This window comes from Kitasatospora sp. NPDC042419, from assembly GCF_056437345.1.
Map to the genome: position 1 here is coordinate 158,376 of NZ_JBWKAW010000004.1, position 25,767 is coordinate 184,142.

23 protein-coding genes are annotated in these 25,767 nt (G+C 74.0%); 9 read left to right on the top strand and 14 right to left on the bottom strand.

The window, feature by feature from the left end:
* Window positions 1-149 precede the first annotated feature (149 nt).
* Window positions 150-1,445, top strand: coding sequence for a multidrug effflux MFS transporter (locus AC067J_RS10530; RefSeq protein ID WP_478297623.1), 1,296 nt, complete (start codon window positions 150-152; stop codon window positions 1,443-1,445).
* Window positions 1,446-1,630: 185 nt separating this feature from the next.
* Here the strand turns inward: AC067J_RS10530 and AC067J_RS10535 are convergent, their stop codons facing one another.
* The 11 genes from AC067J_RS10535 to AC067J_RS10585 all read right to left on the bottom strand — a co-directional run bounded on the left by AC067J_RS10535 (window position 1,631) and on the right by AC067J_RS10585 (window position 15,095).
* Complete coding sequence (locus tag AC067J_RS10535) at window positions 1,631-2,383, bottom strand: MBL fold metallo-hydrolase (RefSeq protein WP_478297625.1); 753 nt, start codon at window positions 2,381-2,383, stop codon at window positions 1,631-1,633.
* Between the two features lie 192 nt (window positions 2,384-2,575).
* A complete protein-coding gene (locus tag AC067J_RS10540; protein ID WP_478297626.1) occupies window positions 2,576-4,363 on the bottom strand; it encodes a glycosyl hydrolase family 18 protein in 1,788 nt (595 codons plus the stop codon).
* 788 nt (window positions 4,364-5,151) lie between these two features.
* Window positions 5,152-5,826: a hypothetical protein gene (locus tag AC067J_RS10545; RefSeq protein WP_478297627.1), complete on the bottom strand. Its 675-nt coding sequence runs from the start codon at window positions 5,824-5,826 to the stop codon at window positions 5,152-5,154.
* A gap of 220 nt (window positions 5,827-6,046) precedes the next feature.
* Window positions 6,047-7,000, bottom strand: a complete 954-nt coding sequence (locus tag AC067J_RS10550; RefSeq protein WP_478297629.1) for an ABC transporter substrate-binding protein — start codon at window positions 6,998-7,000, stop codon at window positions 6,047-6,049.
* Between the two features lie 252 nt (window positions 7,001-7,252).
* Entirely contained in the window at window positions 7,253-7,945 is a 693-nt protein-coding gene (locus AC067J_RS10555; RefSeq protein WP_478297631.1) for an ABC transporter permease, read from the bottom strand.
* Window positions 7,942-8,610, bottom strand: a complete 669-nt coding sequence (locus tag AC067J_RS10560; protein ID WP_478297633.1) for an ABC transporter permease — start codon at window positions 8,608-8,610, stop codon at window positions 7,942-7,944. The genes AC067J_RS10555 and AC067J_RS10560 overlap by 4 nt, the downstream gene beginning before the upstream one ends.
* Window positions 8,600-9,841: an ABC transporter ATP-binding protein gene (locus AC067J_RS10565; protein ID WP_478297635.1), complete on the bottom strand. Its 1,242-nt coding sequence runs from the start codon at window positions 9,839-9,841 to the stop codon at window positions 8,600-8,602. Before AC067J_RS10565 ends, AC067J_RS10560 begins: the two co-directional genes overlap by 11 nt.
* Window positions 9,842-10,241: 400 nt before the next feature.
* Window positions 10,242-10,628, bottom strand: coding sequence for a rhodanese-like domain-containing protein (locus AC067J_RS10570; RefSeq protein ID WP_478297636.1), 387 nt, complete (start codon window positions 10,626-10,628; stop codon window positions 10,242-10,244).
* Window positions 10,622-11,239, bottom strand: a complete 618-nt coding sequence (locus AC067J_RS10575; protein ID WP_478297638.1) for a cysteine dioxygenase — start codon at window positions 11,237-11,239, stop codon at window positions 10,622-10,624. The genes AC067J_RS10570 and AC067J_RS10575 overlap by 7 nt, the downstream gene beginning before the upstream one ends.
* 197 nt (window positions 11,240-11,436) lie before the next feature.
* Complete coding sequence (locus tag AC067J_RS10580) at window positions 11,437-11,514, bottom strand: putative leader peptide (protein WP_101948289.1); 78 nt, start codon at window positions 11,512-11,514, stop codon at window positions 11,437-11,439.
* Between the two features lie 47 nt (window positions 11,515-11,561).
* Window positions 11,562-15,095, bottom strand: coding sequence for a hypothetical protein (locus AC067J_RS10585; RefSeq protein WP_478297640.1), 3,534 nt, complete (start codon window positions 15,093-15,095; stop codon window positions 11,562-11,564).
* 819 nt (window positions 15,096-15,914) lie between these two features.
* On the opposite strand from AC067J_RS10585, the gene AC067J_RS10590 reads away from it, so the two are divergent.
* From AC067J_RS10590 to AC067J_RS10600, 3 genes are all read left to right on the top strand, one after another.
* Window positions 15,915-16,757 carry a nitrilase-related carbon-nitrogen hydrolase gene (locus AC067J_RS10590; RefSeq protein ID WP_478297642.1) on the top strand — a complete coding sequence of 281 codons (843 nt, stop codon included), beginning with the start codon at window positions 15,915-15,917 and terminating at the stop codon, window positions 16,755-16,757.
* Between the two features lie 16 nt (window positions 16,758-16,773).
* Window positions 16,774-18,189, top strand: coding sequence for a dihydropyrimidinase (gene hydA / locus AC067J_RS10595; RefSeq protein ID WP_478297644.1), 1,416 nt, complete (start codon window positions 16,774-16,776; stop codon window positions 18,187-18,189).
* Between the two features lie 281 nt (window positions 18,190-18,470).
* Window positions 18,471-19,502, top strand: coding sequence for a TIGR03842 family LLM class F420-dependent oxidoreductase (locus AC067J_RS10600; protein WP_478297646.1), 1,032 nt, complete (start codon window positions 18,471-18,473; stop codon window positions 19,500-19,502).
* Window positions 19,503-20,070: 568 nt separating this feature from the next.
* Here the strand turns inward: AC067J_RS10600 and AC067J_RS10605 are convergent.
* Window positions 20,071-20,937 carry an NAD(P)-dependent oxidoreductase gene (locus tag AC067J_RS10605; protein ID WP_478297648.1) on the bottom strand — a complete coding sequence of 289 codons (867 nt, stop codon included), beginning with the start codon at window positions 20,935-20,937 and terminating at the stop codon, window positions 20,071-20,073.
* Here AC067J_RS10605 and AC067J_RS10610 point away from each other — a divergent pair.
* Window positions 20,936-21,337 carry a winged helix-turn-helix transcriptional regulator gene (locus AC067J_RS10610; protein ID WP_478297650.1) on the top strand — a complete coding sequence of 134 codons (402 nt, stop codon included), beginning with the start codon at window positions 20,936-20,938 and terminating at the stop codon, window positions 21,335-21,337. The two genes, AC067J_RS10605 and AC067J_RS10610, sit on opposite strands and share 2 nt — an antisense overlap.
* A 389-nt stretch (window positions 21,338-21,726) precedes the next feature.
* Here the strand turns inward: AC067J_RS10610 and AC067J_RS10615 are convergent, their stop codons facing one another.
* Window positions 21,727-22,977 (bottom strand): glycosyltransferase, encoded by a 1,251-nt coding sequence (locus tag AC067J_RS10615; protein ID WP_478297652.1) that lies wholly within the window; start codon window positions 22,975-22,977, stop codon window positions 21,727-21,729.
* A gap of 141 nt (window positions 22,978-23,118) precedes the next feature.
* Here AC067J_RS10615 and AC067J_RS10620 point away from each other — a divergent pair, with 141 nt between their 5' ends.
* The 4 genes from AC067J_RS10620 (at window position 23,119) to AC067J_RS10635 (ending at window position 24,955) form a co-directional block, all read left to right on the top strand.
* On the top strand, window positions 23,119-23,385 hold the full coding sequence (locus tag AC067J_RS10620) for a GlsB/YeaQ/YmgE family stress response membrane protein (protein WP_478297654.1): 267 nt from the start codon (window positions 23,119-23,121) through the stop codon (window positions 23,383-23,385).
* A gap of 211 nt (window positions 23,386-23,596) precedes the next feature.
* Window positions 23,597-23,887: a barstar family protein gene (locus AC067J_RS10625; protein ID WP_478297656.1), complete on the top strand. Its 291-nt coding sequence runs from the start codon at window positions 23,597-23,599 to the stop codon at window positions 23,885-23,887.
* Between the two features lie 137 nt (window positions 23,888-24,024).
* Complete coding sequence (locus AC067J_RS10630; protein ID WP_478297658.1) at window positions 24,025-24,537, top strand: helix-turn-helix transcriptional regulator; 513 nt, start codon at window positions 24,025-24,027, stop codon at window positions 24,535-24,537.
* A gap of 10 nt (window positions 24,538-24,547) precedes the next feature.
* Complete coding sequence (locus AC067J_RS10635) at window positions 24,548-24,955, top strand: VOC family protein (protein WP_478297660.1); 408 nt, start codon at window positions 24,548-24,550, stop codon at window positions 24,953-24,955.
* Window positions 24,956-25,146: 191 nt separating this feature from the next.
* Here AC067J_RS10635 and AC067J_RS10640 read toward each other — a convergent pair whose 3' ends face one another.
* Window positions 25,147-25,737, bottom strand: coding sequence for a TetR/AcrR family transcriptional regulator (locus tag AC067J_RS10640; RefSeq protein WP_478297662.1), 591 nt, complete (start codon window positions 25,735-25,737; stop codon window positions 25,147-25,149).
* Between the last annotated feature and the right edge of the window lie 30 nt (window positions 25,738-25,767).

The following is a 25,767-nucleotide window of genomic DNA, read 5'->3' on the forward strand; positions in this document are numbered from 1 at the left end:
CCGCCGGCCGGCCCCGACGCCGGCCGGCCCGCGCACCGGAACGAAGGGCTCGTGGTGGGCCACGCGGCGGACCCCGGCTGTCGGGGCACCGGGCCACTGGGGTAGGACGGAGCGAGCACGACTCCCGCGTCCGTTCCGAGAGGAGCCCCATGCCTGGTTCGACCGCCGGCCCCGCCGGTGACACGTCGACCGCCCCCGCAACCCCCACCGACCCCGGAAGCGCAGACGCCCCCGGCCGCGCCACCATCGCCGTCCTCGGCGGCCTGGTCGCCCTCGGCCCCCTCACCACCGACCTCTACCTGCCGGGACTGCCCGCGATCGCCGAGGACCTCGTCGCCGAACCGGCAGCCGTGCAGCTGACCCTCACCTTCTCCATGTTCGGCGTCGCCGCCGGCCAGCTGATCTTCGGACCGCTCAGCGACCGCCTCGGCCGCCGCCCGCCGCTGCTCGCAGGCCTCGTCGTCTACACCATCGCCAGCGTCGTCTGCGTGATCGCCCCCAACCTGCCCGTCCTCATCGCCAGCCGCTTCGTCCAGGGCGCCGCCGGCGCAGCCGGGCTCGTCATCGGCAGAGCCGTGGCCCGCGACCGCTTCGAAGGCGTCGCGATGATCCGCTTCCTCGCCTCGATCACCCTGATATCCGGACTGGCCCCGATCCTCGCCCCGCTCGTCGGCGCCCAGCTGCTCCGCGTCACCTCCTGGCGCGGCACCTTCGGCGCCCTCGCCGTACTCGGTCTGCTGCTCACCCTGATCGCCTTCGCCGCCCTCCGGGAGACCCTCCCTCCCGCCGCCCGCCACGGCGGCGGCCTGATGACGACGCTGCGCACCATGGGCGGACTCCTGCGCCGGCTGCCGTTCCTCGGCCTCGCGCTCACCAGCACCTTCGCCTTCGGCTCGCTGTTCGGCTACATCAGCGGCTCCTCGGTGGTGCTCCAGCAGGTCTACGAGGTGTCCCCGCAGACCTACAGCCTGCTGTTCGGCCTCAACTCGCTGGCGATCGTCGGTGTCACCCAGCTGAACGGCCGCGTCCTCGCGCCCCGCTTCACGGCCGGCACGCTGATGACGGTGGGTCTCGGCACGTCGATCGCTGCGGGGATCTCCCTGTTCCTGGTCACCGCCGTGTGGGACCTCGGGCTGGTCGCCGTCTGCGCCTCGCTCTTCGTGATGATGGGCAGCCTCGGCATCGTCCTCCCGAACTCCGCCGCCCGTGCCCTCAGCCTGGTCCCCCCGCAGGCCGCCGGATCCGCGTCCGCGCTCATCGGCACAGGAACGTTTCTCTGCGGCGCCCTCGTCGCGCCGCTCAGCAGCCTGGGTGGCAAGCCGTCGGCGGTCCTGCTCGCGATCGTCGTGCTCTGCTGCTCGGTGCTGGCCGCCGCCTCCTACGCGGTCCTGTGCCGCCCCGGACGGAAGACCCCGGCCGACGCCCCGGCACCGGCCGCCGCCTAGGTGTTCTGACCCGACAGGTTGGGAACGCGCCCGCCCGGCCCGGCCGTACGTCCCTCGCGGCGAGGCCGGGCGCCCGGCTGCTCCGGGCCCCGCACGTCACACCGTCGGGGCGGCCCGTCCGGGGCGGCCCGCCGGTGTGCGGTGGGCCCGCCGGTCCGCGGAGCGGCGACGGCCGGCGGTCCGTGTCAGCCGACCGTGAAGACCGCGCCGGGCGCCGCGTACTCGACCGGCCCCGGGTAGTGGACGGCGGCCCTGGTGACGGCGTCCGCCGGGGCGATCGCGCGGCCGACGTGGGTGAGTACGAGGCGGGCGGCGCCGGCGGACGCCGCGGTGCCACCCGCCTGTTCGGGGCTGTGGTGTCCTTCGTCCGGCCCCTCGGCCTCGCAGAGCAGCAGGTCGCAGCCGGCGGCGAGCGCCGTCAGCGCGGCGCACGGGGCGGTGTCGCCGGAGTACACCAGCGACGCCCGGCCGGTCTCGGCGCGCAGGGCGAAGGCCGGCATGCCGTGTTCCACGGCGCTGCTGGTGAGGGTGAGCGGTCCGAGCGAGGCCCGGTGGCCGTCCGTGAGTTCCGTGACGGCGAAGGCGGACTCGACCGGGCTGCGGTGCGGGCCGTTGGTGAGGAAGCCGGCCAGTCGGTCGGCGATGCCGGGCGGACCGAGGAGCGGGATCGGCGCGGCGAGTGTGAGGTCGGCGAACAGCGCCCCGTAGTAGGCGGTGAGCAGGTCGGCGCTGTGGTCGGCGTGCAGGTGTGAGATCCAGATCCCGGCGAGCCGGTCCAGCCGGACGTACCGCTGCAACGGCCCGAGGGTCCCGGTGCCGGCGTCCACCCATACGTGCGTGTCGCCGACGGACAGCAGGTAGCCGGAGCACGGGTTGTCGACGGTGGGGTACGGGGTCGCGCTGCCGAGGACGGTGACGGTGAGCGGTGCGGTGGCCATGGCGCGAGTGTAGGACCGGTGGTCAGGGCCCGGCCCTCGGCGGGCAGCTCCGGCAGGAACAGCGTCAGGGGTGCCGCGACGAAAGGTCGCGACACCCCTGACGGGACTTCCGGGAGCAGTGGGGAGACCGGAGCGGCTGACACCGTCTGTCATCCGACAGCTGTCAGCCGTCTCCGGCCTCCCACCGCCCGGTCAGGCGATGGAGAAGTCGTCGCCGAAGACGGTGCCCTGGCCGTACCAGCCGTGCAGGTACACCGTGGCGGTGCCGGAGGCGCCGGTGGTGAACGGGACGGTGAGCTTGGTCCAGCCGCTGGAGCTGGTCCAGGCGGAGCCGGTGGCGCCGCCGCTCACGCCGAGGTAGGCGTAGTTGCCCTGGACCCAACCGGTCAGCGTGTAGGACTTGTTGGGCGCCAGCGTGACGGTCTGCTGGCACTGGCCGGTCTGCGCGGGGCCGGCCACGGCCTGGAGCGCGTAGGAGCCGGAGTGGACCGGGGTGCTCACCACGGAGCCGCCGCTCTGGCAGGTCCACGGGCCGAGGCTGCCGGTCTCCAGGCCGCCGTTGACCAGGCCGCCGGGCGGGGTGACACCGTTGACGGTCAGCGTGTAGGTGCTGGTGTGGGTGCCGGAGGGGGCGGTGCCGGTGACGGTGAGCGGGTAGGTGCCCGGGGTGGTGCCGGCCGTCGTGGTGATGTTGAGCGTGGCGGGGGAGCCGGCGGTGACGCTGCCGGGGGTGGCGGTGGCGGTGACGCCGGTCGGGGCGCCGGTGACGGTGAGGCTGAGGCTCTGCGCCGAACCGGACGTCACGGCGGTGGAGATGCTCGCACTGGTCGAGGAACCGGCCAGCACCGAACCGGAGTTGGGGCTCACGCCGACCGAGAAGTCGTTCGCCGGCGTGGTGTTGCCGGTGAACGCCTTGAAGATCTTGGTGAAGTCCCAGGTGTTCTGGGCGATCCCGGAGCAGTCGTCACGGGCGCCGGCGCCGGGGCAACTGCCGTTGTCGCGCTGGAGCGCCCAGAAGGACAGCGTGTTGATGCCCTTCGAGACGGCCCAGTTGTAGACGGTGGTCGCGTTGGCGAGCGTGAAGGTCTCGGCCGGTCCGAAGTCGTCGACGCCGACCATCTCGGTGACACCGATGGAGCCCCACAGCTGGGCGGGCGTCTTGGTCGGGTACAGCCTGGCCAGCTGGTTGTAGAGGCCGGTCGCCGCGGTCTGGGTGTCGGCGGCCATGTCGTGCTGGGCGTTGTCGTAGTAGTCGAAGGTCATCAGGTTGACGACGTCGATCCGGGCGTTGTTGGTGACCGCGTTCCGCAGCACCGCGAGCCCGCTGGCGGCCAGGCCGCTCGTCGTGGTCGGCAGGGTGTACGAGAACTGGATCTGCCGGCCGTTGGCGGTGGCCCAGTCCTGCACCAGCTTGATCGCCTTGTTGCGGCGGTCGATGCCGGCCGTGTTGTCCAGCGAGTCGACCTCGATGTCGAGGTCGATGCGGCTGATCTCGTACGTGGTGATCAGCTTCTCGTAGGCGGCGGCGATCTGGTTGACATCGGTGCAGCTGTCGGCCAGTTCGGTGCCGGTGGTGTCGGCCGTGTAGCCGCCGAAGGACGGGATGACGTCGCCGCCGTTGGCGCGGATGGCGGCGATGTCGGCGCCGAACGAGGACTGCGCGACCGGCAGCGAGGTGTCACCGTTCCAGTACGGCGTGCAGGAGCCCTTGGTGGCGGTCTGCAGGAACGCCATCGTGAGGTGCTTGGCACCGGACTGGGCGGCCAGCGTGGCGGGGCTCTCGCCGGTCCAGGCCTCGAAGTAGGGGGCGAACACCCGGGTCGGCAGCGGGGTCGCGGCGGCCTCGGCGGAGACCGAAGCGGTCGTCGTCGCGGTGGGGGCCGCTCCCGCGGTCGTCGCCCCGGCGGCGACCAGTCCGGCCGAGGCGGCGAGGGTGACACAGGCCGTCAGGGCGGCCTGAATCGTTCTGCGTAGACGCATTTGTTCTCCAACAGACGTGGTGGGGCAGGACGTTGGTGAAGCGTGCGGAACTTCGCGATGGAACTGCGGAACGGATGGAGCGGTGGGGCTGTGGGGCGTGTGGGGAGCCGTGGGGGGCCGGAATCGCGAACCGTGCGGCGGTGCGGGCATGCGAATCCCCGTGGACACGCGGCACGGACGAATGGCGGTGCGCGGACGCGCGTACGCCGCAGCGGGTCTTGGGGGCGGATCGGAGCAGGGCAGGGCAGTGCCTCAGCCGCCGGTGGTCACACCCCCACAGTGCATCCCGGTCGGATCGACATGCTTATGGTTGGACTAGACCACTCGTCTGTCAAGAGTCCTAACAGTTCGTCAGCAGAGCATGTGCGTCGACCTCGTGGTCGTTCTCGGGTCGGTGGATCCGTTCTCTGCGGGGCGTGATCCAGGGGCGATCGGATGTGCGGCGCGGCCGGAGTCCCGGCTCGGGGGACGGGGGAGGCGGGCCGGGGAGGCCGGCGAGTTCGCGAGGTCGGTGACGGGCCGCCCCACCGGCGTCCCCCGGGGTGGTCACGGCGGTTGCGGCGGTCACGGCTGGGCGGCGCATGCGGCTGCGGTGCGGCCGCCGGATCGGAGCGGAGCAGGGCAGGCCGGCGCAGATCGGGGTGGGTCGGAGCAGGGCAGAGCAGCGCAGGGCGGCGCCTGTGCGCGCGCCCGCATGCGGGTGCCGTGGCCGCGCGCCGGTCGTCGCGCGCGGCCACGGCGGCCCGGCGCTCAGGACACCGGGCCGTCCGGGGGTCCGCCGGACCGGCTCAGGCCGGAGGGCAGAGGGTGGAGCGCAGTGCGTCGAGGATCTTCTCCGCCTTCTCGGCGCCGAAACCCTGCGGATGGTCGGGTGTGGTGAAACGTTGGTTCGCCAGCTCGACCAGCTTGGCCGTGTCCTTGGGGAACTGGTACATCGACTGGCACTGGCTGCGGGCCCTGTCGACGGCCTGCTCGGACTTCCCGCCGACGATCGCCGGGTCGATCGCGTCGAGCGCGGCGACGAGTTGGGCGGAGAGGTCGGCGGCCGGCTTGCTCGGCAGTCCCGCGTCGGTGGGCGGCGCCGGCTTGGGTGTGGCGGGGGCCGGTGCGCCCGGGGATTCGGCGGCGCCGGGGGAGCTCGGGGCGGGAGCGGCGGTCGCACCCGGGGCAGTGGTGCCCGGAGCGGCCGGGGTGGCCGCCGGCGACGACGGTGTGGCGGTGGCGCCCCCGGTCGGGGTTCCGGTCGCGGGTCCGCCGGTGGCCGAGCCGCCGGCGGCGGGTGCGGGAGCGGACGCGGTGGAGTCCGGCGCGGTGGCCGGCGTGGTTTCGGCGGACGCGGTGGGGGAGCCGGTCGCGGAGGCACCGGCCGCGGTGGTGCCGGAGTCCGAGCCGGAACTGGAACACGCGGCGAGGCTCACCGCGGCGAAAGCCGTGAGGGTGGCGGCGAGGAGACGAGTGCGCATGCGGTCACACTGTCATGTCCGCGCCGCTCAGGGGAAGGTCTGCCGGGCCGGAGATCCAGGTCGGCGGCGCGGCGGCGGGGCGGCGCGGCGCGGCGGTCCGACGGTGGCCCGCCGATGGCGCGACGCCCGACGGCGGCCGTGGTCCCTCCCCGCGCGCTGTCGTCCTCGCGCGCCGTCGCGCGCGGGGCCGTCCTCCCGACCGGCCCCGCGCGGCGCGGTGTCAGCCCAGCCCGTTGCTCTTCAGCCAGTCCTTGGCCACCGCCGACGGGTCCTCCTTGTCGACCGCGACCTTCTTCATCAGCGCGAGCAGCCCCGCCGTGTCCAGCTTGGCCGACACCGCGTTGAGCGCGGACGCCGACGTCGCGTCCACCTTCGCCTTGTTGACCAGCGGGGTGACGTTCTGCGCGCCGAACAGGTTCTTCGGGTCGGCGAGCGGGACGAGCTTCAGCTGGGCGATCTTCGGGTCGGTGGAGAAGACGTTGCCGACCTGCACCGAGCCGTCCTTGACGGCGTTCGCGGTGGTCTCGCCGGTCGGCTTCCACTCCTTGAAGGTCAGCCCGTAGACGTCCTTGAGCGGCTGCTCCTGCCGGGACTTGAACTCCGGCGGGCCGCCGATGGTGAGCTCGCCGGCCTTGCCCGCCAGGTCGGCGATGCTCTTGAGGCCGTACTTGTCGGCGGTCTCCTGGCTGACGCTCAGGGTGTCCTTGTCCTCGGCGGGGGAGGAGTCGAGGATCGCCAGCGCGGCCGGCAGCGTCTTCGCGAGCTCGGCGTTGACCGCCTCCTTGGTGGGCTCGGCCGCCTTGCCGCCGAGGTAGGCGAGCAGCGCGCCGTTGTACTCGGGCAGGACGGTCAGGCTGCCGCTCTGCAGCTGCCCGTAGAGCACCTCGCGGCTGCCGATGTTGAACTTCTCCTCGACCTTCACGCCCTTGGCCTTGAGCGCCTGCGAGTAGATCGAGCCGAGCAGCACGTTCTCGGGGAAGTTGGCCGAGCCGACCACCACGGTGCCGCCGGACGCGGTGCCCGATCCGGCGGAGCCGCCGGCCGTCGAGGGTGCGGCGGCCAGCGGGTCGCTGCCGGAGGAGCCGCAGGCGGTGGCGGTGAGGGCGAGCGCGGCCAGGGCGGCGAGGGCGGCGGCCCGGTGGCCGGTTGCTCTGCGCGACACGGGTGTCGACATGGTGATACGGGTCCTTTCGGGATGTGCGTGTCGGGTGTCAGGTACTTCGGGAGTCTGAGAGGGCTGAGAGGTCCGAGTGGTCCGGGAGTCCAGGGAGCTCCGGGACCTCCGGCGGTTCCGGGAGGTCCGCGAGGCCGGGCGGGCGCCGGGAGTCCCGGACGGTTCGTCCGGCCTCGGCAGCCACTGCAGCCTCGGCGGGCGACGCGGCGGGCGGCGCGACGGACGGCGCGACGGACGGGGCGGCCATCACGGTCACGACGGCTGCCGGGAGGAAGCCCGCTGCTGCGCACGCAGGCCGGGCGGCAGCGCGTACCGGGCCAGCAGGGCGAAGAACAGCTGGGCGCCGACGGCGAGCAGCACGACCAGCAGCGCACCGCCCACCGTCATCGCGAAGTCCCGGGTGGCCAGGCCGTCCATGACGTACCGGCCGAGCCCGCCGAGCCCGACGTACGCGGCCACGGTCGCGGTCGCGATGACCTGCACGGTGGCCGTCCGGAAGCCGGCCAGCAGGGCGGGGAGCGCGGACGGCAGGCAGACCTGCCACAGGACCTGCGGGTGCGTCAGCCCGACGCCCCGCGCCGCGTCCCGGACGTCCGGATCGGTGCCGCGCACCCCCTCGACCGCCGCGACCAGCAGCGGCGGGGCGGCCAGCGCGACCAGCGGGAAGAGCACGGCGGTGTCGCCGACCCCGGCCAGCAGTACCGCCAGGGTCACCAGGCCGAGCGTGGGCAGGGCGCGGGCGGCTCCGGCCATCGCGGTCACCACGGTGACGCCCCGTCCGGTGTAGCCGATCAGCAGCCCGAGCGGGACGGCCAGGACCGCGGCGTAGAGCAGTGCCTCGCCGGAGAGCAGCAGGTGTTCGGCGATCCGGTTCGCGATCGAGTTCGGACCGGAGCGGCGGTCCGGGGCGGAGAAGAAGTCTCCCAGCCAGGTGAGCCAGTTCACCGGCCCGCTCCTTTCTCCCGGACGGCCCAGGGGGCGAGCAGGTGGCGGGCTCCGACCAGCAGCAGGTCGACGGCCAGCGCGAGTGCGGCGATCAGCACGATGCCCGCCACGATCGGGGTCGGGAAGGTGCGCTGGAACCCGTCGATGAAGAGGTAGCCGAGCCCGCCGCGGCCGACCAGGGCGCCGACCGAGGCGAGCGAGATGCTGGAGACCGCCGCCACCCGGAGGCCGGCCACCAGGTACGGGACGGAGGCGGGCAGTTCGACGGCGGCCAGGCGGTGCCACGGCCCGTAGCCCATGGCGGTCGCCGCCTGCCGGACCGGGTCCGGGACGGCGCGCAGCCCGTCCACGGTGGTCGGCAGCAGCACGGCGAGCGAGTAGAAGGTGAGCGGGATCATCACGGTCGCCTGGGTGGCCAGGCCCGTGTACGGGATGAGCACCACGAAGACGGCCAGCGAGGGCAGCGCGTAGACGATGTTGAAGACGGCGGCGAGCGGCTGGTAGAGGCGGGGGAAGCGGGCGCAGGCGAGCCCGAGCGGGATCGCCAGCAGCAGGCCGATCAGCACCGGGACGAGCGCGATGACGGCGTGGTCGGCCAGCAGGTCGCCGAGGTAGCCGAGATGGTCGCCGATCCAGTACCAGCGGACGATGGGTTCATCGTCCACCGTCGGCTCCGTCCGCTTCGGGTGCGGCTGCGGGGGCGGCTGCGCGGGTGGCTGCGGGGACGGCGTCCGGCGCAGTCCCGGGTAGGGCCTCGGGCGCCGAGCCGGGCGCGGCCTCGGGCACCGAGCCGGGAACCGACTCGGGCACCGCTCCGGGCGCCGGGCCGGAGGCCTTCGCGGAGCGTACGGCCGCCACCTCCGGAGTCGCGGCGAGTGCGGCCAGGACGGCCTCCCGGTTCGCCGTGCCGGTGGCCCGGCCGTCGGCGTCGAGGGCGACCGCGACCCCGGCGGGGGAGAGCACGGCGGCGTCCAGTGCGCCGCGCAGCGTGTCGGCCTCGGGACGGAACCCGGGTGCCGGGTGCAGGGCGGCGACGGCCGCGTCCCGGTCGATCCAGCCGATCGGCCGGCGCTCGTCGTCCAGTGCCAGTTCCCAGCCGCCGTACCGCAGCCCGTCGCCCACCGGGCGGACGGTGACGGTGCTCGCGGGGCGCAGGCCCAGCCCGCGCAGGCCCCGGTCACGGCCGAGGAACGCGGCGACGTCCTCGTCCGCCGGCGCGGTGAGCAGCGTGTGCGGGTCGGCGAGCTGGGCGATCCTGCCCTGCTCGCGCAGCACCACGACCTGGTCGCCGAGCCGGACGGCCTCCTCGATGTCGTGGGTCACGAAGAGGACGGTCTTGTGCAGCTCGGACTGGAGCCGCAGCAGCTCCTCCTGGAGCCCGGCCCGCACCACCGGGTCGACGGCGCTGAACGGTTCGTCCATGAGCAGCACGGGCGGGTCGGCGGCGAGCGCCCTGGCCACCCCGACCCGCTGCTGCTGGCCGCCGGAGAGCTGGAACGGGTACCGCTTGGCGGTCTCCGGCGCGAGCCCGACGAGGTCGAGCAGTTCGGCCGCCCGGGCGCGGGCCTTCTTCCGGTCCCAGCCGAGCAGGTAGGGCACGGTCGCGACGTTGTCGATCACCCGGCGGTGCGGGAAGAGCCCGGCCTGCTGGATCACGTACCCGATGCCGCGCCGCAGCTTGGCGGGGTCGAGCCGGGCGACGTCGTCACCGTCCAGCAGGACCCGCCCCGAGGTCGGCTCGACCATGCGGTTGACCATGCGCAGCAGGGTCGTCTTCCCGCAGCCGGACGGGCCGACCAGGACGGTCGTCCGGCCGGTGGGTACGTCGAGGTCGAGGCCCTCGACGGCAATGGTGCCGTCGGGGTGGCGCTTGCCCGCGCCGTCGAATCTGATCACGGGGAGTTCCCTCGTCTCGGCGGCCCCCGGTGGCGGCGCCGATGGTGTCGGTCGGTCGATAGGCGGTGGAGAGTGGCGGACGGTCGGGTCGGTGGCGTTTTGTCGACAAACTGCGGCGCGCAAGACGTCATTGTCTGCCCGGGCGTTCCTCCGCCCGCGTGGCTGCCCAGCATCGAACCGGCGGAAACTCTGATCAGCCTATGACCTGATGAACCTCCTGTCCCTGATTTCCCGGGCGCCGCCGAGCGGCGGACGATCCCGCGGCGTCCGCGGCGTCCACGGCGTCCAGGTCTGTGGCGGTGGCGTCCGCGGGGCCGCGGTGCGCAGGGCCGCGGTGCGCGGGGGAGCGGGGCGGGCCCGCACCACCGCACCTGCGGGCCCCGCGCTACCGGCCTGCGGATCAACCGCCCTGACGCGTCGGCAGCCCCGCGGCCGCCCAGCCGACGAAGCCGCCGTCGAGGTCGGTCGCCCGGTGAAGACCCAGTTCCCGCAGCGACGCGGCCGCCAGGCTCGACGCGTACCCCTCCGAGCAGACCACGACCACCGCCACGTCGTAGCCCGCCGCCTCCGGGATCCGGTGACTGCCCGTCGGGTCGAGCCGCCACTCCAGCACGTTGCGCTCGATGATCAGCGAGCCCGGGATCTCTCCCTCGGCCGCCCGCTGCGCCGCCGGCCGGATGTCCACCAGCAGCGCGCCGTCCAGCTGCGCCCGGTGGGCCTCCTCGGCCCCGGGCCGGTGGACCCCTTCGCGGGCTCGTGCCACCAGGTCGTCGATCGTGGTCACCACTGATCCGGTCCTTCCTCGGAGGTGCGGACCAGGCCTCCGGCCCGCAGTTCGTAGTGCGCCATGGAGCTGAGCGGCGGCGAGTACGCGTGCAGGGTGACCGCCGGGCCGGACGCGGTGTTGCGGACGTCGTGCACGTACTCGGGCCCGAACGCGCGGGCGGTTCCGGCCTGGATCCGGCGGATCAGCAGCCCCTGCTCAGGCCCGCCCAGGGACAGCTCCTCCAGCTCGCCCAGCGCGACGGTGAACGCGCCGCGCGAGCCGCCGTGGTCGTGGAACCCGGTGGACTGGCCGGGCAGCCAGCTGATCAGCCAGACCTCGTGGTCGTCGTCGGCGACCAGCCGCCGGTACCAGCGCTCCTCGGTGGAGAGCCGGACGTGGTGGATCCACTGGTCGGGCTGTTCGGCCAGCTCCCGGACGATCGCCCGCAGCGCGTTCGGGGTGAGCGGCGCCCGGGTTTCCTCGGTGACGCCGACGGTGGTCCTGACGGCGGTGCCGTCGATGCTCCCGTCGGCGGCCGGGGCGGTGCCCGTTCCGTCGGCAGTGGCAGTGCCGGTGTCGGTGGCGGATGCGGCGGTGGAGGCAAGCGTGCCGGGGGCGAGGTCCAGGCTCATGTGGGTGTCCTCGGGGAAGGCGGGGAGCTGGGGTGCCGGGTGGCGGCGGTACGGCCGGCCCGGGTGCCGTGTGCCGGCCGACGGAGCGGCCGGCGGCACGGGCACGCCGGGAGGAGGCGCGTCAGGAGTGCGGGTGCGGGTGCGCGGCGCGGGTCCTGGGGGATGTCACAGGGCGGGGCCGGCGGGGAAGAACAGCGTCAACAGGCACAGATGGAACTCGCCTGGCGTCGGAGATCGACGTGCAGGCGGCAGACCAGAGTGGTGCCGGAGTCCATGCGCCGGATCCTTCCCGACGGAACGGGCACGAGTCAAGCGAGCGCCCTCAGGGTTGCGCGCCGCGTCCCTGCTCGGGCGGGGCGGGAGGGACGGTCGGCGGGCCGCCCGCCACCTCGCCGTCCGGCACTCCGGCATCCGGCACTCCGACATTCGGCACTCCGGCATCCGGCGCAGGAGCCGGCCGGGGCACGGAAGCCGACGCAGCCTCCGGTCGGGGCGTCGGCCAGGTCCCGGACCCGTCCGGGGCGGTCCCGTCGGTCCCGGTTCCGGTCCGGGCTCGGGCTTCGGGTCCGGTTCCGGCTCCGGCTCCGAACCCGGCCTCGGCCCCGCCTCCCGGTGAGGTGCGCGCGCCGGACACGGCCGCCTTCACCGCCGGTTCGGCCTGCTCGCCCAGATACCGGCCGAGCGTCTGGTACGCGTCGAACTGCCGGTGGTCGAACCACTGGTCGCTGGTGCTGTCGTTCGGGAAGGCCGCGTCGGCGACCGCGTACGCGTGCAGTTCGTACGGCATGTCGGCGGTGAGGACGGCCTGGGCGACGATCAGTGTGCCCCGCCGGGCGGCCGCCGGACCGGAGCCGGAGCCGGAGCCGGAGCCGGATCCGACGCCGGTACCGGTCCCGGCTCCGCCGTCGGCGCCCCCGGAACCCTCGGCGCTGTCGTCGTCCAGGTCGAGCGGCCACGGGTACTCGATGTCGCCGACCACCACCGCCCGGGCGGAGAGCCGGTCGGCCAGCCGCGCCGCCAGCCCTCGCAGCGGAGGCTGCCCACCGCCCCCGCCACCCCCGCTCCCGGCACTCCCGGCGCTTCCCGGAATGAGCAGTTCGGGCTCGCGCAGCGTGATGGTGATGCCCAGCTCCTCGCGGGCCAGGGTGATCGCCGCCGCCAGCGTGGCGGCGAAGGCCGAGTCGCCGCTGGCGTCGATGCAGACCGCCGTCCGCACGCCGTGCCGCAGCAGCTCGACGAGCCCGAGGTTCTCGTAGTGCCCGCCGTCGGTGGTGAGCAGGAAGCGCGCGTCCATCGGGTACCGGCCGCACGCCTCGCGCAGCTGGTAGGGGAGCCGCCGGACGGCCGGCTGCGGCGCGTACCGCCAGTCCCGGTCGGGCGCCCAGAGCGGGGCGAGTGCCGCCGGATTGGGCAGCCACGTCCCGAGCCGCGCGTTGGTGACGGCGAACAGGCCCTGGTAGCCGCGCGCCTGACGTCCCATCGCGGACGAGAACGCCGCACCCGAGACGGCCATCGCGGACTGCACGGTGAGGTCCCGGGCGATGTGCCGCCGGGTGCGCCGCTCCAGCAGGTCGGTGCGGGCGTAGCCGACGTCCGGTCCGCCCACGTAGTCGGACGAGAAGGTGAACGAAACCGCCCGGCGGCCGGGCGGCGTACGCGAGTTGCCGGAGAGGTTCGCCGCCGCCGCGAAGATCACCTGGGGGAAGCCGGGGTGGCGGGCGCCGTAGTGGCTGAGGCGGGTCTGCTCGCGGAAGAAGTGGTACGGCCGGGCGAGCGCCTCCCCGTTGCCGTCGGGGGCGCCGCTGCCGTCACCACGGGCGCCTCCGCCGGCCTCGTCCCCGGCGCCACCGGGGTGGGCGCCGCGCCCTCCCGTGCCCGCGGCCCCGCCGTCGTGCTCGACCGCGCGGCGCACGGCGAAGGCCGAGGCGAGGCGCCGGCGGTAGAACGGGTGCAGGCCCATCCACGTCTGGTCGAGATTGAGTCCGACGGTGCCGAGGACCAGCGGCAGCAGGACCTGGGCGGCCGTCGGCCAGGCGTGTCCGGTGGCCACCGCCCAGCCGAGTGCGAGCAGGGCGCCGGCGGTGAGCGCGGCCAGCGCCGACCAGAGGACCAGGTACTCGGCGACCCGCCCGGTGAGGCTGCCGCCGATTCGTCGGGTGCCGCGTACCAGGCCGCCGAGCGCCGCCGCCCCCTGCTCGATGGCGTGCCGGCCGTGCCAGAGGATGCCGAGCAGCAGGGCCAGATAGCTGAGCAGCACGGTGAGGCTTATGCCCGCGCCGGTCTGCCGCGCGCCGACGGCGAGCGCCTGTTGCAGCCGGACCGCGCCCCAGGCCAGTCCGGGAACGGCCAGGACGCCGAGTGCGAGGAGCGCCGCCAGGGCGAGCGCGGCCTGCGAGAACCGGCGGAGGACGCGCGGCAGCAGGGTGTTCCAGCCGAGCCAGGAGAAGGTCAGCAGCCAGAGCAGCCAGCCCAGGGCGGCGGCCGTGAGCAGCCCGGCCAGGGCGAGCACGGCGGGCGCGCGGACGGCGAGCGGGCCGAGCCGGGGAGCGCCCCCGGCGCCTCCTGCGCCCCCGGTGTGCAGGCCGACGGCGGCCAGGTCGCTCAGGTCGGTGAGCGGGACGAGGTGGTAGAACCGGCTCAGCCCGAGGCCGAGCACCAGGACGGTCGCGAGCAGCAGTCCGAGCGCGGCGACGAGGCCGCGCAGCAGCGTGCCGAGGGCGACCAGCCACTCGCCCGCGCCGTCCGCCAGGTACTTGGCGTGGCGTCGGAGGTGGTCCTCCTCGGGGGAGCCGGGCTCCAGCACGGTGTCGGCGGTCAGGCCGGAGCGGGCCCGGACCGGGCAGGCGGGTGCGGAGTCGGTGAGCGCCAGCTGCATCGCGCCGACGGTGTAGCCGCCGCCGGAGACGGAGACCAGGTAGCGGGCCTGCTTCAGCCACGGGCGCAGGGCCTGGAGCGCTCCGAGCGTGACGCAGGCCGACCGGATGCCGCCGCCGGAGACGCAGAAGCCGAGCGGGGCGTGCTCGCGGCCGGGCGGTACCCGGGCGGCGTTGCGCCAGCGGGCCTGCCGGGTCAGAGGTCCGTGGGACCGGGGGCCGGGCGGCCACCGCCCGCCCCGCGCCGTCACCACCGGCCAGGGAGGGATCAGCTCCGGTCCGGCGCCGTCCGGTGCGCCCGGGCCGTCGGCGTCCGGTGCGCCCGGCTCGCCCTCGTCCGGTGCGCCCGGGCCGTCGGCGTCCGCCTGGGCCGTTTCCTCCGGCGGCCGCCGCAGCACCCCGCGCACGGCCCGGTGCACGGTGGCGGAGCAGACGACCATGCCGACCGCGCCGGCGGGCAGGAGCAGCAGCCACTTCACTATGGCGAACGCGGCCGCTGCGACGAAGGGGGCGTCACCGCCCGGCGGCGCGAGGCCGCTCCCGCCCGACCCGGCGCCCAGCCCGGCGCCCAGCCCCGCGTCGAGCCCGGCGCCCAGGCCCGCGTCGAGCCCGGCGCCCAGGCCCGCGTCGAGCAGCAGGTCCTCGGCGAGGTCGCAGGCGCCCGCCAGCACGCCCGCGAGGCCGGCGGCGAGCGCGACCAGGCGCCAGTGCGGCCGCGTGAACACGTACCCGCCGAGCAGTCCGGCCGCCGCCAGGGTGACCGCGTAGCCGCAGATCAGCCACAGGTCGGCGTCCAGCGACGCGCGGAAGTCGGCGACCCGGTCGGTGACCACGGCTGCTGCGGCGGCGCGGGAGCCGGCCAGTTGGAGGCGGATGTCCCGGGTGCCCTGGTCGGCCGCCGTCCACCGGACGAAGAGCAGCCACCCGAGTGCGGCCGGCACCGGCACGCCGAGCCCGAGCAGCAGCCCGGCCCACGCCGGCACCGGATGCGACCGTGCGGGGTGTGACCCGGCCGGACGCGACCCGGCCGGACGGGAGCGGGCCGGACGCGAGTGGGCCGGGCCGGGGCGGGCGGGCTGCGAGGACGGCGCCGACGGGCCCGGGCGCGCGGGACGGGAGGACGCGGGGCGCGAGCCCATGAGGCGCCGGCGCACCGGGGACGAAGGCGGAGGGCCTTCCGTCCCCTCGGGTACGGACGTCACGTCCACCTCCCCGCGCACACGTGAATCAGCCGCCCGCCGGAGCCGGTCGCCGACGGTTGCTCACCGTCGGCGACCGCCCGGCGACGGACCGGAGCAGCATCATGGACCCTCTTGCCCGGACCCGCACCACCTCGCGCATGGATTCACCCGAATGAGTAAGGCGAGCGCTCCCGGGGTAGATGACCGTTTCATCCCACCTACGAGACCCCGCGTGTCCGCGTAACAGGATCGCCCCGGGCGCGTTACGTCCGACGTATTGTCAGGCGACCGAGGCCGGGCCTACGGTCGACGCACCAACTTTCTACGCACGTAGACACCGCGCGCGGCCGTGCGGGAACAGGCCGTCGCGCGGAGCCGCACGCAGAGCCGTGTGCGGACCCGTACCTGTCGACCGGCGTGTCGACGCACGGTGAAGCCCGCGGTGAAGCCCGCGGTGAAGCGCGCGGAGAGCAGGCGGGGAAGACGTACGCGCCGACGTACGTGGAGCCCCGAGCGGATCCGCACGCGGAGCCGCAGACATGACCGCAGGCAGAACCGCCCCGTCAACCCTCAGACCGCAGGCCCGACCCCCGGACGGGCCGCGGAGTTGCGGAGGTACCCATGTCGCAGACCGTCCGTGCCGCCCTCGTCCAGACCCGGTGGACCGGCGACCAGGAGAGCATGATCGCCCTCCACGAGCGGTACGCCCGCGAGGCCGCCGCCCAGGGCGCGAAGATCCTCGGATTCCAGGAGGTCTTCAACGCCCCGTACTTCTGTCAGGTCCAGGAACCCGAGCACTACCGCTGGGCCGAGCCCGTCCCCGACGGCCCCACCGTCCGGCGGATGACCGGACTCGCCCGTGAACTCGGCCTCGTCCTCGTCGTCCCCGTCTACGAGGAGGACCAGCCCGGCGTCTACTACAACACCGCCGCCGTGATCGACGCCGACGGCAGCTACCTCGGCAAGTACCGCAAGCACCACATCCCCCAGGTCAAGGGCTTCTGGGAGAAGTACTACTTCAAGCCCGGCAACCTCGGCTGGCCCGTCTTCGACACCGCCGTCGGCAAGGTCGGCGTCTACATCTGCTACGACCGCCACTTCCCCGAGGGCTGGCGCGCCCTGGGACTGGCCGGCGCGCAGATCGTCTACAACCCCTCCGCCACCAGCCGCGGCCTGTCCGCCTACCTCTGGCAGCTCGAACAGCCCGCCGCCGCCGTCGCCAACGAGTACTTCGTCGCCGCCATCAACCGCGTCGGCACCGAGGAGTACGGCGACAACGACTTCTACGGGACCTCCTACTTCGTCGACCCGCGCGGCCGGTTCGTCGGCGAGGTCGCCTCCGACAAGGAGGAGGAACTGGTCGTCCGCGACCTCGACCTGGGCCTCATCGAAGAGGTCCGCCAGCAGTGGGCGTTCTACCGCGACCGCCGCCCCGAGGCGTACGGGCCACTGGCCGAGGCGTGAGGGAGGCGACCACACCATGACCACCCGCACCGTCATCCGCGGCGGCCTCGTCATCACCGCCACCGAGGAACTCCGCGCCGACGTCCTCATCGAGGGCGAGCGCATCGCCGCCCTCGCCGCCACCGGCAGCGAGGCCGCCCTCGCCTGGACCGCCGACACCCTGATCGACGCCGCCGGCCACTACGTCATCCCGGGCGGCGTCGACGCCCACACCCACATGGAACTGCCGTTCGGCGGCACCCACGCCTCCGACACCTTCGAGACCGGCACCCGCGCCGCCGCCTGGGGCGGCACCACGACCATCGTCGACTTCGCCGTCCAGCCCGTCGGCGGCAGCCTCCGCGAAGGACTCGACGCCTGGCACGCCAAGGCCGACGGCAACTGCGCCGTCGACTACGCCTTCCACACCATCGTCTCCGACGTCAACGACGCCGTCCTCAAGGAGATGGACGCCCTCGTCGACTCCGGCGAGTCCACCTCCTTCAAGCTGTTCATGGCCTACCCCGGCGTCTTCTACAGCGACGACGGCCGCATCCTGCGCGCCATGCAGCGCGGCGCCGCCAACGGCGGACTGATCATGATGCACGCCGAGAACGGCATCGCCATCGACGTCCTCGTCGAACAGGCACTCGCCGCCGGCCGCACCGCCCCCCGGTACCACGGCGAGGTCCGCCGCGAACTCCTGGAGGCCGAGGCCACCCACCGCGCCATCAAACTCGCCCAGGTCGCCGGCAGCCCCCTGTACGTCGTCCACGTCTCCGCCGCCTCCGCCCTCGCCGAACTCGCCCGGGCCCGCGACGACGGCCACCCCGTCTTCGGCGAGACCTGCCCCCAGTACCTCTTCCTCTCCACCGACAACCTCGCCGAGGAGGGCGCCGACGGCTTCGAGGGCGCCAAGTACGTGTGCAGCACCCCGCTGCGCCCCCGCGAGCACCAGGCGGCGCTCTGGCGCGGCCTGCGCACCAACGACCTCCAGGTGGTCTCCACCGACCACTGCCCGTTCTGCTACACCGGGCAGAAGGAACTCGGCCGCGGCGACTTCTCGAAGATCCCCAACGGCCTGCCCGGCGTGGAGAACCGGATGGACCTGCTCCACCAGGCGGTGGTCGACGGCCACTTGAGCCGCCGCCGCTGGATCGAGGTCGCCTGCACCACCCCGGCCCGGATGTTCGGCCTGCACCCGCGCAAGGGCACCATCGCCCCGGGCGCCGACGCCGACGTGGTCGTCTACGACCCCAACGCCGTCCAGACGGTCTCCGCCGCCAGCCACCACATGAACGTCGACTACTCGGCGTACGAGGGCCGCACGCTCACCGGCCGGGCCCGCACCGTCCTGTCCCGGGGCACCGTGGTCCTCGACCAGGGCACCTGGCTCGGGCGGGCCGGGCACGGCACCTTCCTGCGCCGGGACACCTGCCGGTACCTGGACTGAGCTCCCGCCCGCCCGAGGCCCGTTCGTTCGAGTCCGTTCGTTCGGGTCCCGTTCGTTCGAGGCCCGTCCGTCCGGGTCCCGTCCGTTCGAGGCCCGGACGGGCGGGGCCCCGGGCGGGGGCCGCTGCCACGGGCGCCCGCCCCCTCCCACGGTCCCGCGTTTCCCCGCTTCCGTGCCCGCCCTTCCCGAATCCCCTCCGGCCCCCGGGTGCCGCCCCTCCCCGCGCCGCCCGGACGCCTCCTCTCCTCACCTTCCTCCCCTCCCGACTCCCGGAGCCCGCCATGGACATCGGCCTCGTCCTCCAGACCGACCCGCCCGCCCGCCTGCTCATCGACCGCATGATCCGCGCCGAGCAGGCCGGCTTCAGCCACGGCTGGACCTTCGACTCCTGCGTCCTGTGGCAGGAACCCTTCGTCATCCACAGCCGCATCCTCGCCGAGACCGGCACGCTCACCGTCGGCCCGATGGTCACCAACCCCTCCACCCGCACCTGGGAGGTCACCGCCTCCCTCTTCGCCACCCTCAACGACATGTACGGCAACCGCACCGTCTGCGGCATCGGCCGCGGCGACTCCGCCATGCGGGTCGCCGGCCGCCGCCCCGCCACCCTCGCCCGGCTCTCCGAAGCCATGCACGCCATCAAGGAGTTGGCCGAGGGACGCACCGTCGAGGTCGACGGCACGGAGATGCACCTGCCCTGGGTCGGCGAAGGCGCCGCCCTGCCTATCTGGATGGGTGCCTACGGGCCCAAGGCGCTCGCCCTGACGGGCCGTCAGGCGGACGGGTTCATCCTCCAACTCGCCGACCCCTACCTCACCGAGTACATGATCAAGGCGGTCCGCCGGTCCGCCGCCGAGGCCGGCCGCGACCCCGATGCGCTCACCGTCTGCGTCGCCGCCCCCGCCTACGTCACCGCCGACGACTCGCCGGCCGCCCTCGCCCACGCCCGCGAACAGTGCCGCTGGTTCGGCGGCATGGTCGGCAACCACGTCGCCGACCTCGTCACCCACTACGGCGAACACTCCGACCTCGTCCCCGAAGCCCTCACCGCCTACATCAAGGACCGCCAGGGCTACGACTACAGCCACCACGGCCGCGCCGGGAACCCCGACACCGCCTTCGTCCCCGACGAGATCGTCGACCGCTTCTGTCTCATCGGCCCGCCCGACGCGCACCTCGCCCGCCTCGAACAGCTCCGCTCCCTCGGCGTCGACCAGTTCGCCGTCTACGCCATGCACGACGCCGTCGAGTCCACCATCGACGCCTACGGCACCCACCTCATCCCGCAACTGCGCGAAGCGAGCCGCCCGTGACCGGGTGACCCGCCCCGCCCGCTGTGCGGCAGCTCCACCGCACCGCCGGCCGGCCCGATCCGGTGTCCCTGCTCGGACCGCCTCCGTGCGGCCACGCCAACCTGTGGCGGCAGCAGATGTTCACGGCTTTCGGCAGCACACGGAACCTCGGGTGCCGGATGTTCATGCGAACGGGTTCTGGCTCAACCCCCGGAGGGCGAGCCAGAACCCGGAATCGTGCGCGTCGCCGACCGGCATTGGAGGAACGCGGCATCGGATACGTCCCTGCCGTGGCCTGCTCGGCCGAAGTGCCCACCGGCGCAGGCGCGTTCCGAGCCGATGCCTTGGTGGGGAAGGCACCGAAACGGGCGCGGCAGAGGCTCCGGGCCGGACGCGGTGCAAAGGGACAGCGGTGCTACGACCGGGCTGTCGTCGACCTCGCCGAAGCGGCACCGGGGCGCCACCAGGCGCGATCACGAGCCGGTCATCACCGGCGGCGAGTCGCCGGTGATGACCGGACATGAAGATCACGACCTGCAGTTGGAGTACCGGACCAACGATGACGCCCCGTCCCGGCTGAGCGGCGGGTTCAGCCGCGGAGGAGTTCGGCGACGTGGGCGTAGGAGTCGTCCGCGTAACCGGCCGCCATGCCCCGGCGCGCGACCTCATGGGCGGCGGAGATCACCGTACTGTCGACGCCCCGGCTGCGCGAGGCGTCGAGGACATGGGACATGATCGCCGCCGCCGAGCGGAGGTTGGAGCCCCCGGCGGGGTAGCTGCCGGTGTCGACCTGCTCGGCGAACGCGTCGATCACGTCGGGCAGGAGCGCGGCGACGCCCTTGGCGTAGGGGGCCAGGTCGGACGCGGTGACGCCCTCGGACCCGGCGAGGGCGAAGGCGTGGACGACGCCGGTCAGTGCCGTCCAGAAGATGTCGAGCAGCGCGACGTCGTGCGCCCCCGCACGGCCCGGGTCCGTGCCCAGGTGCACACAGGTGCCGCCGATGGCCCCGAGGGTGTCCCGGTGGCGTTCGTAGAGGTCCGCCGGGCCGCTGTGGAGGACCAGGGTGGACGGGCCGCCGACGAGGTGCGTCGGAACCATGATCGCGCCGTCGAGGTAGCCGATGCCGTGCGCGTCGGCCCACGCGGCGGTGGCGCGGGCGTCGTCGGGGGTTCCGGCGGTGAGGTTGACCAGGGTCCGGCCCTTGAGTTCGGCGGCGTGCGGGGTGATGACGGCGCGGACGGCTTCGTGGTCCAGCACGCAGATCACCACGAGGTCGCTCGCCGCGATCGCCTCCGCGGCGGTCCCGGCCTCGACGGCGCCGTTCTCCACCAGGCCGTCCGCCCGGCCCGGAGTACGGTTCCAGACGGTTGCGGAATGGCCCGCGGCCAGGAACGCGGAGACCAGGGCCCGGCCCATCGGGCCCAGGCCGAGAACGGTGACGGGGGAAGCAGACATGGGGAACTCCGAGGTCGAGACGGTGACCGATCCGCACACATGCGGGATGGGTGTGGCCGTCGGGGTGTTCGAGGGCAAGTGGAAGTCGTTCGTCATGTGGGCGCTCTCCGAGCGTCCGCGCCGCTTCGGGGAGACCAGGCGGCTGGTCACCGGCATCAGCGAGAAGGTGCTGACCCAGCAGCTCCGGGAGCTCCAGGCCGACGGGATCGTGCACCGGGAGGACTACGACGAGATGCCGCCCCGGGTCGAGTACTCGCTGACCGAACGGGGCCGTCGGCTCTACGAACTGCTGGAACTGCTCTCCGCCTGGGGTCGGGACCACCTGGCCGTGAGGACAGGGGCGGTATCGGACGACGGGCTTGGCGCGCCTCGACAAGACTTCCCGGTCGCCGATTCTTGATCAAGTACGCACCTTCAGGTACGTGCCCACGTCGCCCTCGCAGCCCGGCGTCCGCGACCCCGGGGCGGTACGCCGACGGCCGGCGACGGGGCCCCCGGCCGCTCGCCGGATGCGGGATCCGGTGGGACGGCGGGCGGCGACTCACGATGATCAACGGTGGCCGCACCCGTTTCCGCACCGGCCCGACCGGCAGGACCACGATCTACGGCCGGAGTGTCAAGAGGCCATGACTTCAATCGACATGGGCCTCCCACGGTGTCGGTGACCACGACCGTGCCCCGCCGCGTCACCGGGCTCAGGATCCCGATCCGGAGACGGGGCGAGCCCGAGCACCTCGACCACCCGCGCAGGTCGATCGGCTGCGCTGACGGCAGGGCCCGGCCGTCCGGCTACCGCCGGCGGGAGTCGATGAGACGGTCGACGGCGGTGAGGACCCTGACGGTGCCGTCCTCCGCGTCGAGGGCGGTGGCGAGGGCACGGGCGCAGTTGCGGTGGTGGGCGGTGTCGAGGGTCTGGCGGATGGCGGTGGCCAGACGGGCGGCGGTGAGCTGCGCGAGGGGGACGGGCCCGGCGCTGGTGCCGAGCCGGGTGAGGCGGGCCGCCCAGAACGGGGCGTCGAGCTGCGCCGGGACGGGGACCGTGGGAATGCCGGCGCGGAGCGTGGCGGCGGTGGTGCCGGCGCCCGCGTGGTGGACGGTGGCGGCCATGCGGGGGAACAGCCAGTCGTGCGGGGCGTCCCCGATGGTGAGGACGTCCTCGCTGTCGGCGACGGCGAGGCCGCTCCAGCCGGACTGCAGGACGGCGCGGACCCGGGCGGCACGCAGGGCGGCGAGGACCGTCCGGGCGAGGCCTTCGGGATCGGGCACGACCAGGCTGCCGAAGCCCACGTAGACGGGCGGCGGTCCGGCGGCGAGGAAGTCGAGGAGGCGCTGCGGGGGCCGCCAGTCGGGGTCGGGACGCGGCCACCAGTAGCCGGCGACCTCGATCCCGGGGCGCCAGTCGGCGGGGCGCGGGACGACGACCTGGGAGAAACCGTGCAGGACCGGGTGGGCGTTGCGCGCGTTCGCCACACTCCGTGGCGGAAGGCCGAGTTGACGCCGCAGACCCCGTACGGCCGGGGCGAAGAGGCTGTCGACGGTGGCCTGGACCGCGTGCCCGGCGAGCAGGTTGCCCGCTCGGCCGAGTGACCGGGTGCCGGTGACGGCAGGGGCGAACTCACCGGTGGGGGTGAGGGGTTGGAGGAGGAGGGCGATGGTGGGGATGCCGGCCGCCTCGGCGACCACCTGGCCGAGGGGAGCCGTGGTGCCGGTGGTGAGCAGCAGGTCCGCCCCGGGCGCGGCCGCCGCCGCGATGCCGTCGCCGAGCGCGGGCATGAACGACCTTGCGAGCCGGGTGAGTCGGACGATGCCGAGCGGGCCGGTGCCGGTCCGCAGGAGCTTCTGCCCACGCTCGGAGGCGAGTTCGGTGCGCGGGTCGACCGGCAGCGGACGGAACTCCAGGCCCGCGGACCGGACCGCGTCGGCGAAGGCGGTGTGCGTGGCGACGGCGACCTGGTGGCCGGCCGCGTGCAGCCGGGCGCCCAGCCCGGTGAAAGGGGCGACGTCTCCGCGCGAGCCGGCGGTGGCGATCAGGATGCGCATGGCCGAAGTATCCCGGCGCCGCCGGGCGGTGCGGCCGGTGCCACGCCCGGCGCACCGGAACCACGGGGGCGCACGGGCGCGTCCCTCCGGTCAGTACGGCCGGCGCGGGGCCGGCGTACCGACGTGAGGGCGGGAGGACGCATGAGCTTCGTGGCATGGATCGTGCTGGGCCTGGTGGCCGGAGCCCTGGCCAAGTTGCTGCTGCCGGGCCGGGACCCGGGCGGCCCGGTGGTGACCACCCTGATCGGCGTCGCCGGCTCGTTCGTCGGCGGCTGGATCTCGGCGCGCTTCCTGCACCGGCCGGTGACGGCGCAGTTCTTCGACCTCGCGACCTGGGCGTCGGCGATCGGCGGCGCGCTGGTGCTGCTGATCCTCTACCGGATCTTCTTCGGCCACTCCCGGAACTGACCGCAGGCTTGGCGCCGGTCGGGCCTCGGCGCCGACCGGCGTCGATCCGGCCGGCTCGGCATCGGTGGGCCCGGATCCGGCGGGCCCGGACGGCGGGCTCGGCTTCGGCGGGCCCGGATCCGGGCGGCGTCGATCTGGCCGGCGTCGATCCGGGCGGTGATCGTCCCGGTGGGCCGGGTCCCGGTCCGTCCGGGCGGGCTACCCTGCTGTGATGACGCACAGCGAGTTGATCGTCGACCTGCGGCGCCGGCCGATCGACTCCCTCGACGACTTCTGGGACGCGGTCGCCGCCCCGTGCGGACTGCCGGAGTGGTTCGGCCGGAACCTGGACGCCTGGGCGGACACCATCGGAACCCGCGGGATCTCCGAGGAGATCGACGGTCACGACGTCCTGACCGTCCACGTCGACCGGCGAGGACTCTTCGACGGCAGCCATCGCGAGGCCCGGGCCCTGGCCGCCACCTTCGACGGGGAGCGGAACCGGCTCGTCGTCCACACCTGAGACGCCGGGCTCGCGGGGCGCACGGGGCTCGCGGGACTGACAGGACCGACGGGGCTGACGGGACCGACCCGTTCCCTCCCCGGTGGGCCGGACCGCGCTCCGGGGGCCCTGTCGGACGGTCCCCGTACCCTTGAGCCATGACCCCGGAAGACCTCGCGACCCTTGCGCACCTGCGGCGAGCGCGGGACCTGATCGACCGGGACTACGCCCGCCCGCTGGACGTGCCCACCATGGCCAGGCACGCGCTGATGTCGCCGGCCCACTTCTCGCGCCGGTTCCGGGCGGCCTACGGCGAGACGCCCTACAGCTACCTCATGACCCGCCGGATCGAACGTGCGATGGCGCTGCTGCGCTCGGGCATGAGCGTGACCGACGCCTGCATGGCGGTCGGCTGTACCTCGCTCGGTTCGTTCAGTTCGCGTTTCACCGAGCTGGTGGGCGTCGCCCCGAGCGTGTACCGCGGCCGTGAGCACTCCGCCGTGGCGGTGATGCCCGCCTGCGTGGCGAAGCTCCGCACCCGCCCGAGACGCGACGGAGCGGGTGCCGGACCAGACGTCGAAGCGGGTATCGGACCGGGCGTCGGACCGGTCGGCGAGGCGAGTGGCAGGTCGAGCAGGATTCGAGAAGCGGGCGACCCGGTCGCCGCCTAGCGTTGCTCGCATGGACATCGCACTGAAGTACTGCAACATCACCGTGAACGACCTGAACGACTCGCTCGCGTTCTACCGCGACGCGCTCGGCCTTGAGGTGCGCAACGACGTCGCGTCGGGCGACTTCCGCTGGGTCACCCTCGGCAGCGCCACCCAGCCGGGCCTGGAGATCGTCCTCTCCGAGCCGCACGCCGGCCGTTCCCAGGCGGACGGCGACGCCCTCCAGGCACTGCTGACCAAGGGCGTGCTGCCGATGCTCGTCTTCCGCACCGACGACCTGGACGGCACCTTCGAGAAGGTCCGCGCCTTCGGCGCCGAGGTCCTCCAGGAGCCCATCGACCAGCCCTGGGGCCCGCGCGACTGCGCGTTCCGTGACCCCTCCGGCAACATGGTGCGCATCTCGCAGGGCGAGAAGTAGCACCGGTCACCGGGTCTCCGTAGCGGCGCCGGTACCCGGTCCGGAGACCCGACCCGGCCCCGGCCCGAGGTCGTCACCGGGCCGGGCCCGACCTCGGGTGCGCCCTACGCCTCAGTGCGTCGCCGGTCCCGGAAGCCGGATGTCGGATACCGCGTGCCGGATGCCAGATGTCGGAAGCCGGACGGCGGAGGTCAGGAGTTGGCGGTCAGGCCGCCGAGGATGAGCTTCCAGAGCGCCTCGAACCGCTCCTGGGCCGCCGGGTCGGTCCACTCACCCGCGTACGCCGGGTCGTGGAAGTGCGCGGTCGCCTCGAACACCGCGCGGGCCGTCGAACCGGTGTGGGCGTGCCGGAACTCCCCGGTCGCCACGCCGTCCTGGATGATCTGGCCGATCTGGCCGACCAGCGTCTTCAGATGGGCCTCGACGGTGTGGCTGTTCTCGCCGACCAGCGTCATGTAGGTGGCGAAGAGCTGCGGGTCGTCGAGCGCCTTCTTCCGCTTGGCGGCGAACAGCGTCACCAGCCAGCGGTGCAGGCGCTCGGAGGCCGGGCCGGGCTCGGCGGCGATGAACTGCAGGTCGTGGTGGGCCTGGTCCAGCCAGCGCTGGGTGACGGCCTCGCGCAGCGCCGCCTTGCTCGGGAAGAACCGGTACACGCTGCCGTGGCTCACCCCGAGGGTGCGCGCGACGTCCACGACGGTGGCCTTCGCCGGGCCGAAACGCCTGAGGACGTCCTCCGTCGCGCTCAGGATCTGCTCGGTGGTGAGTGCGCTGTCCGTGGTCACGGGGAGGTACGTCCTTACAGGTGATGCGTC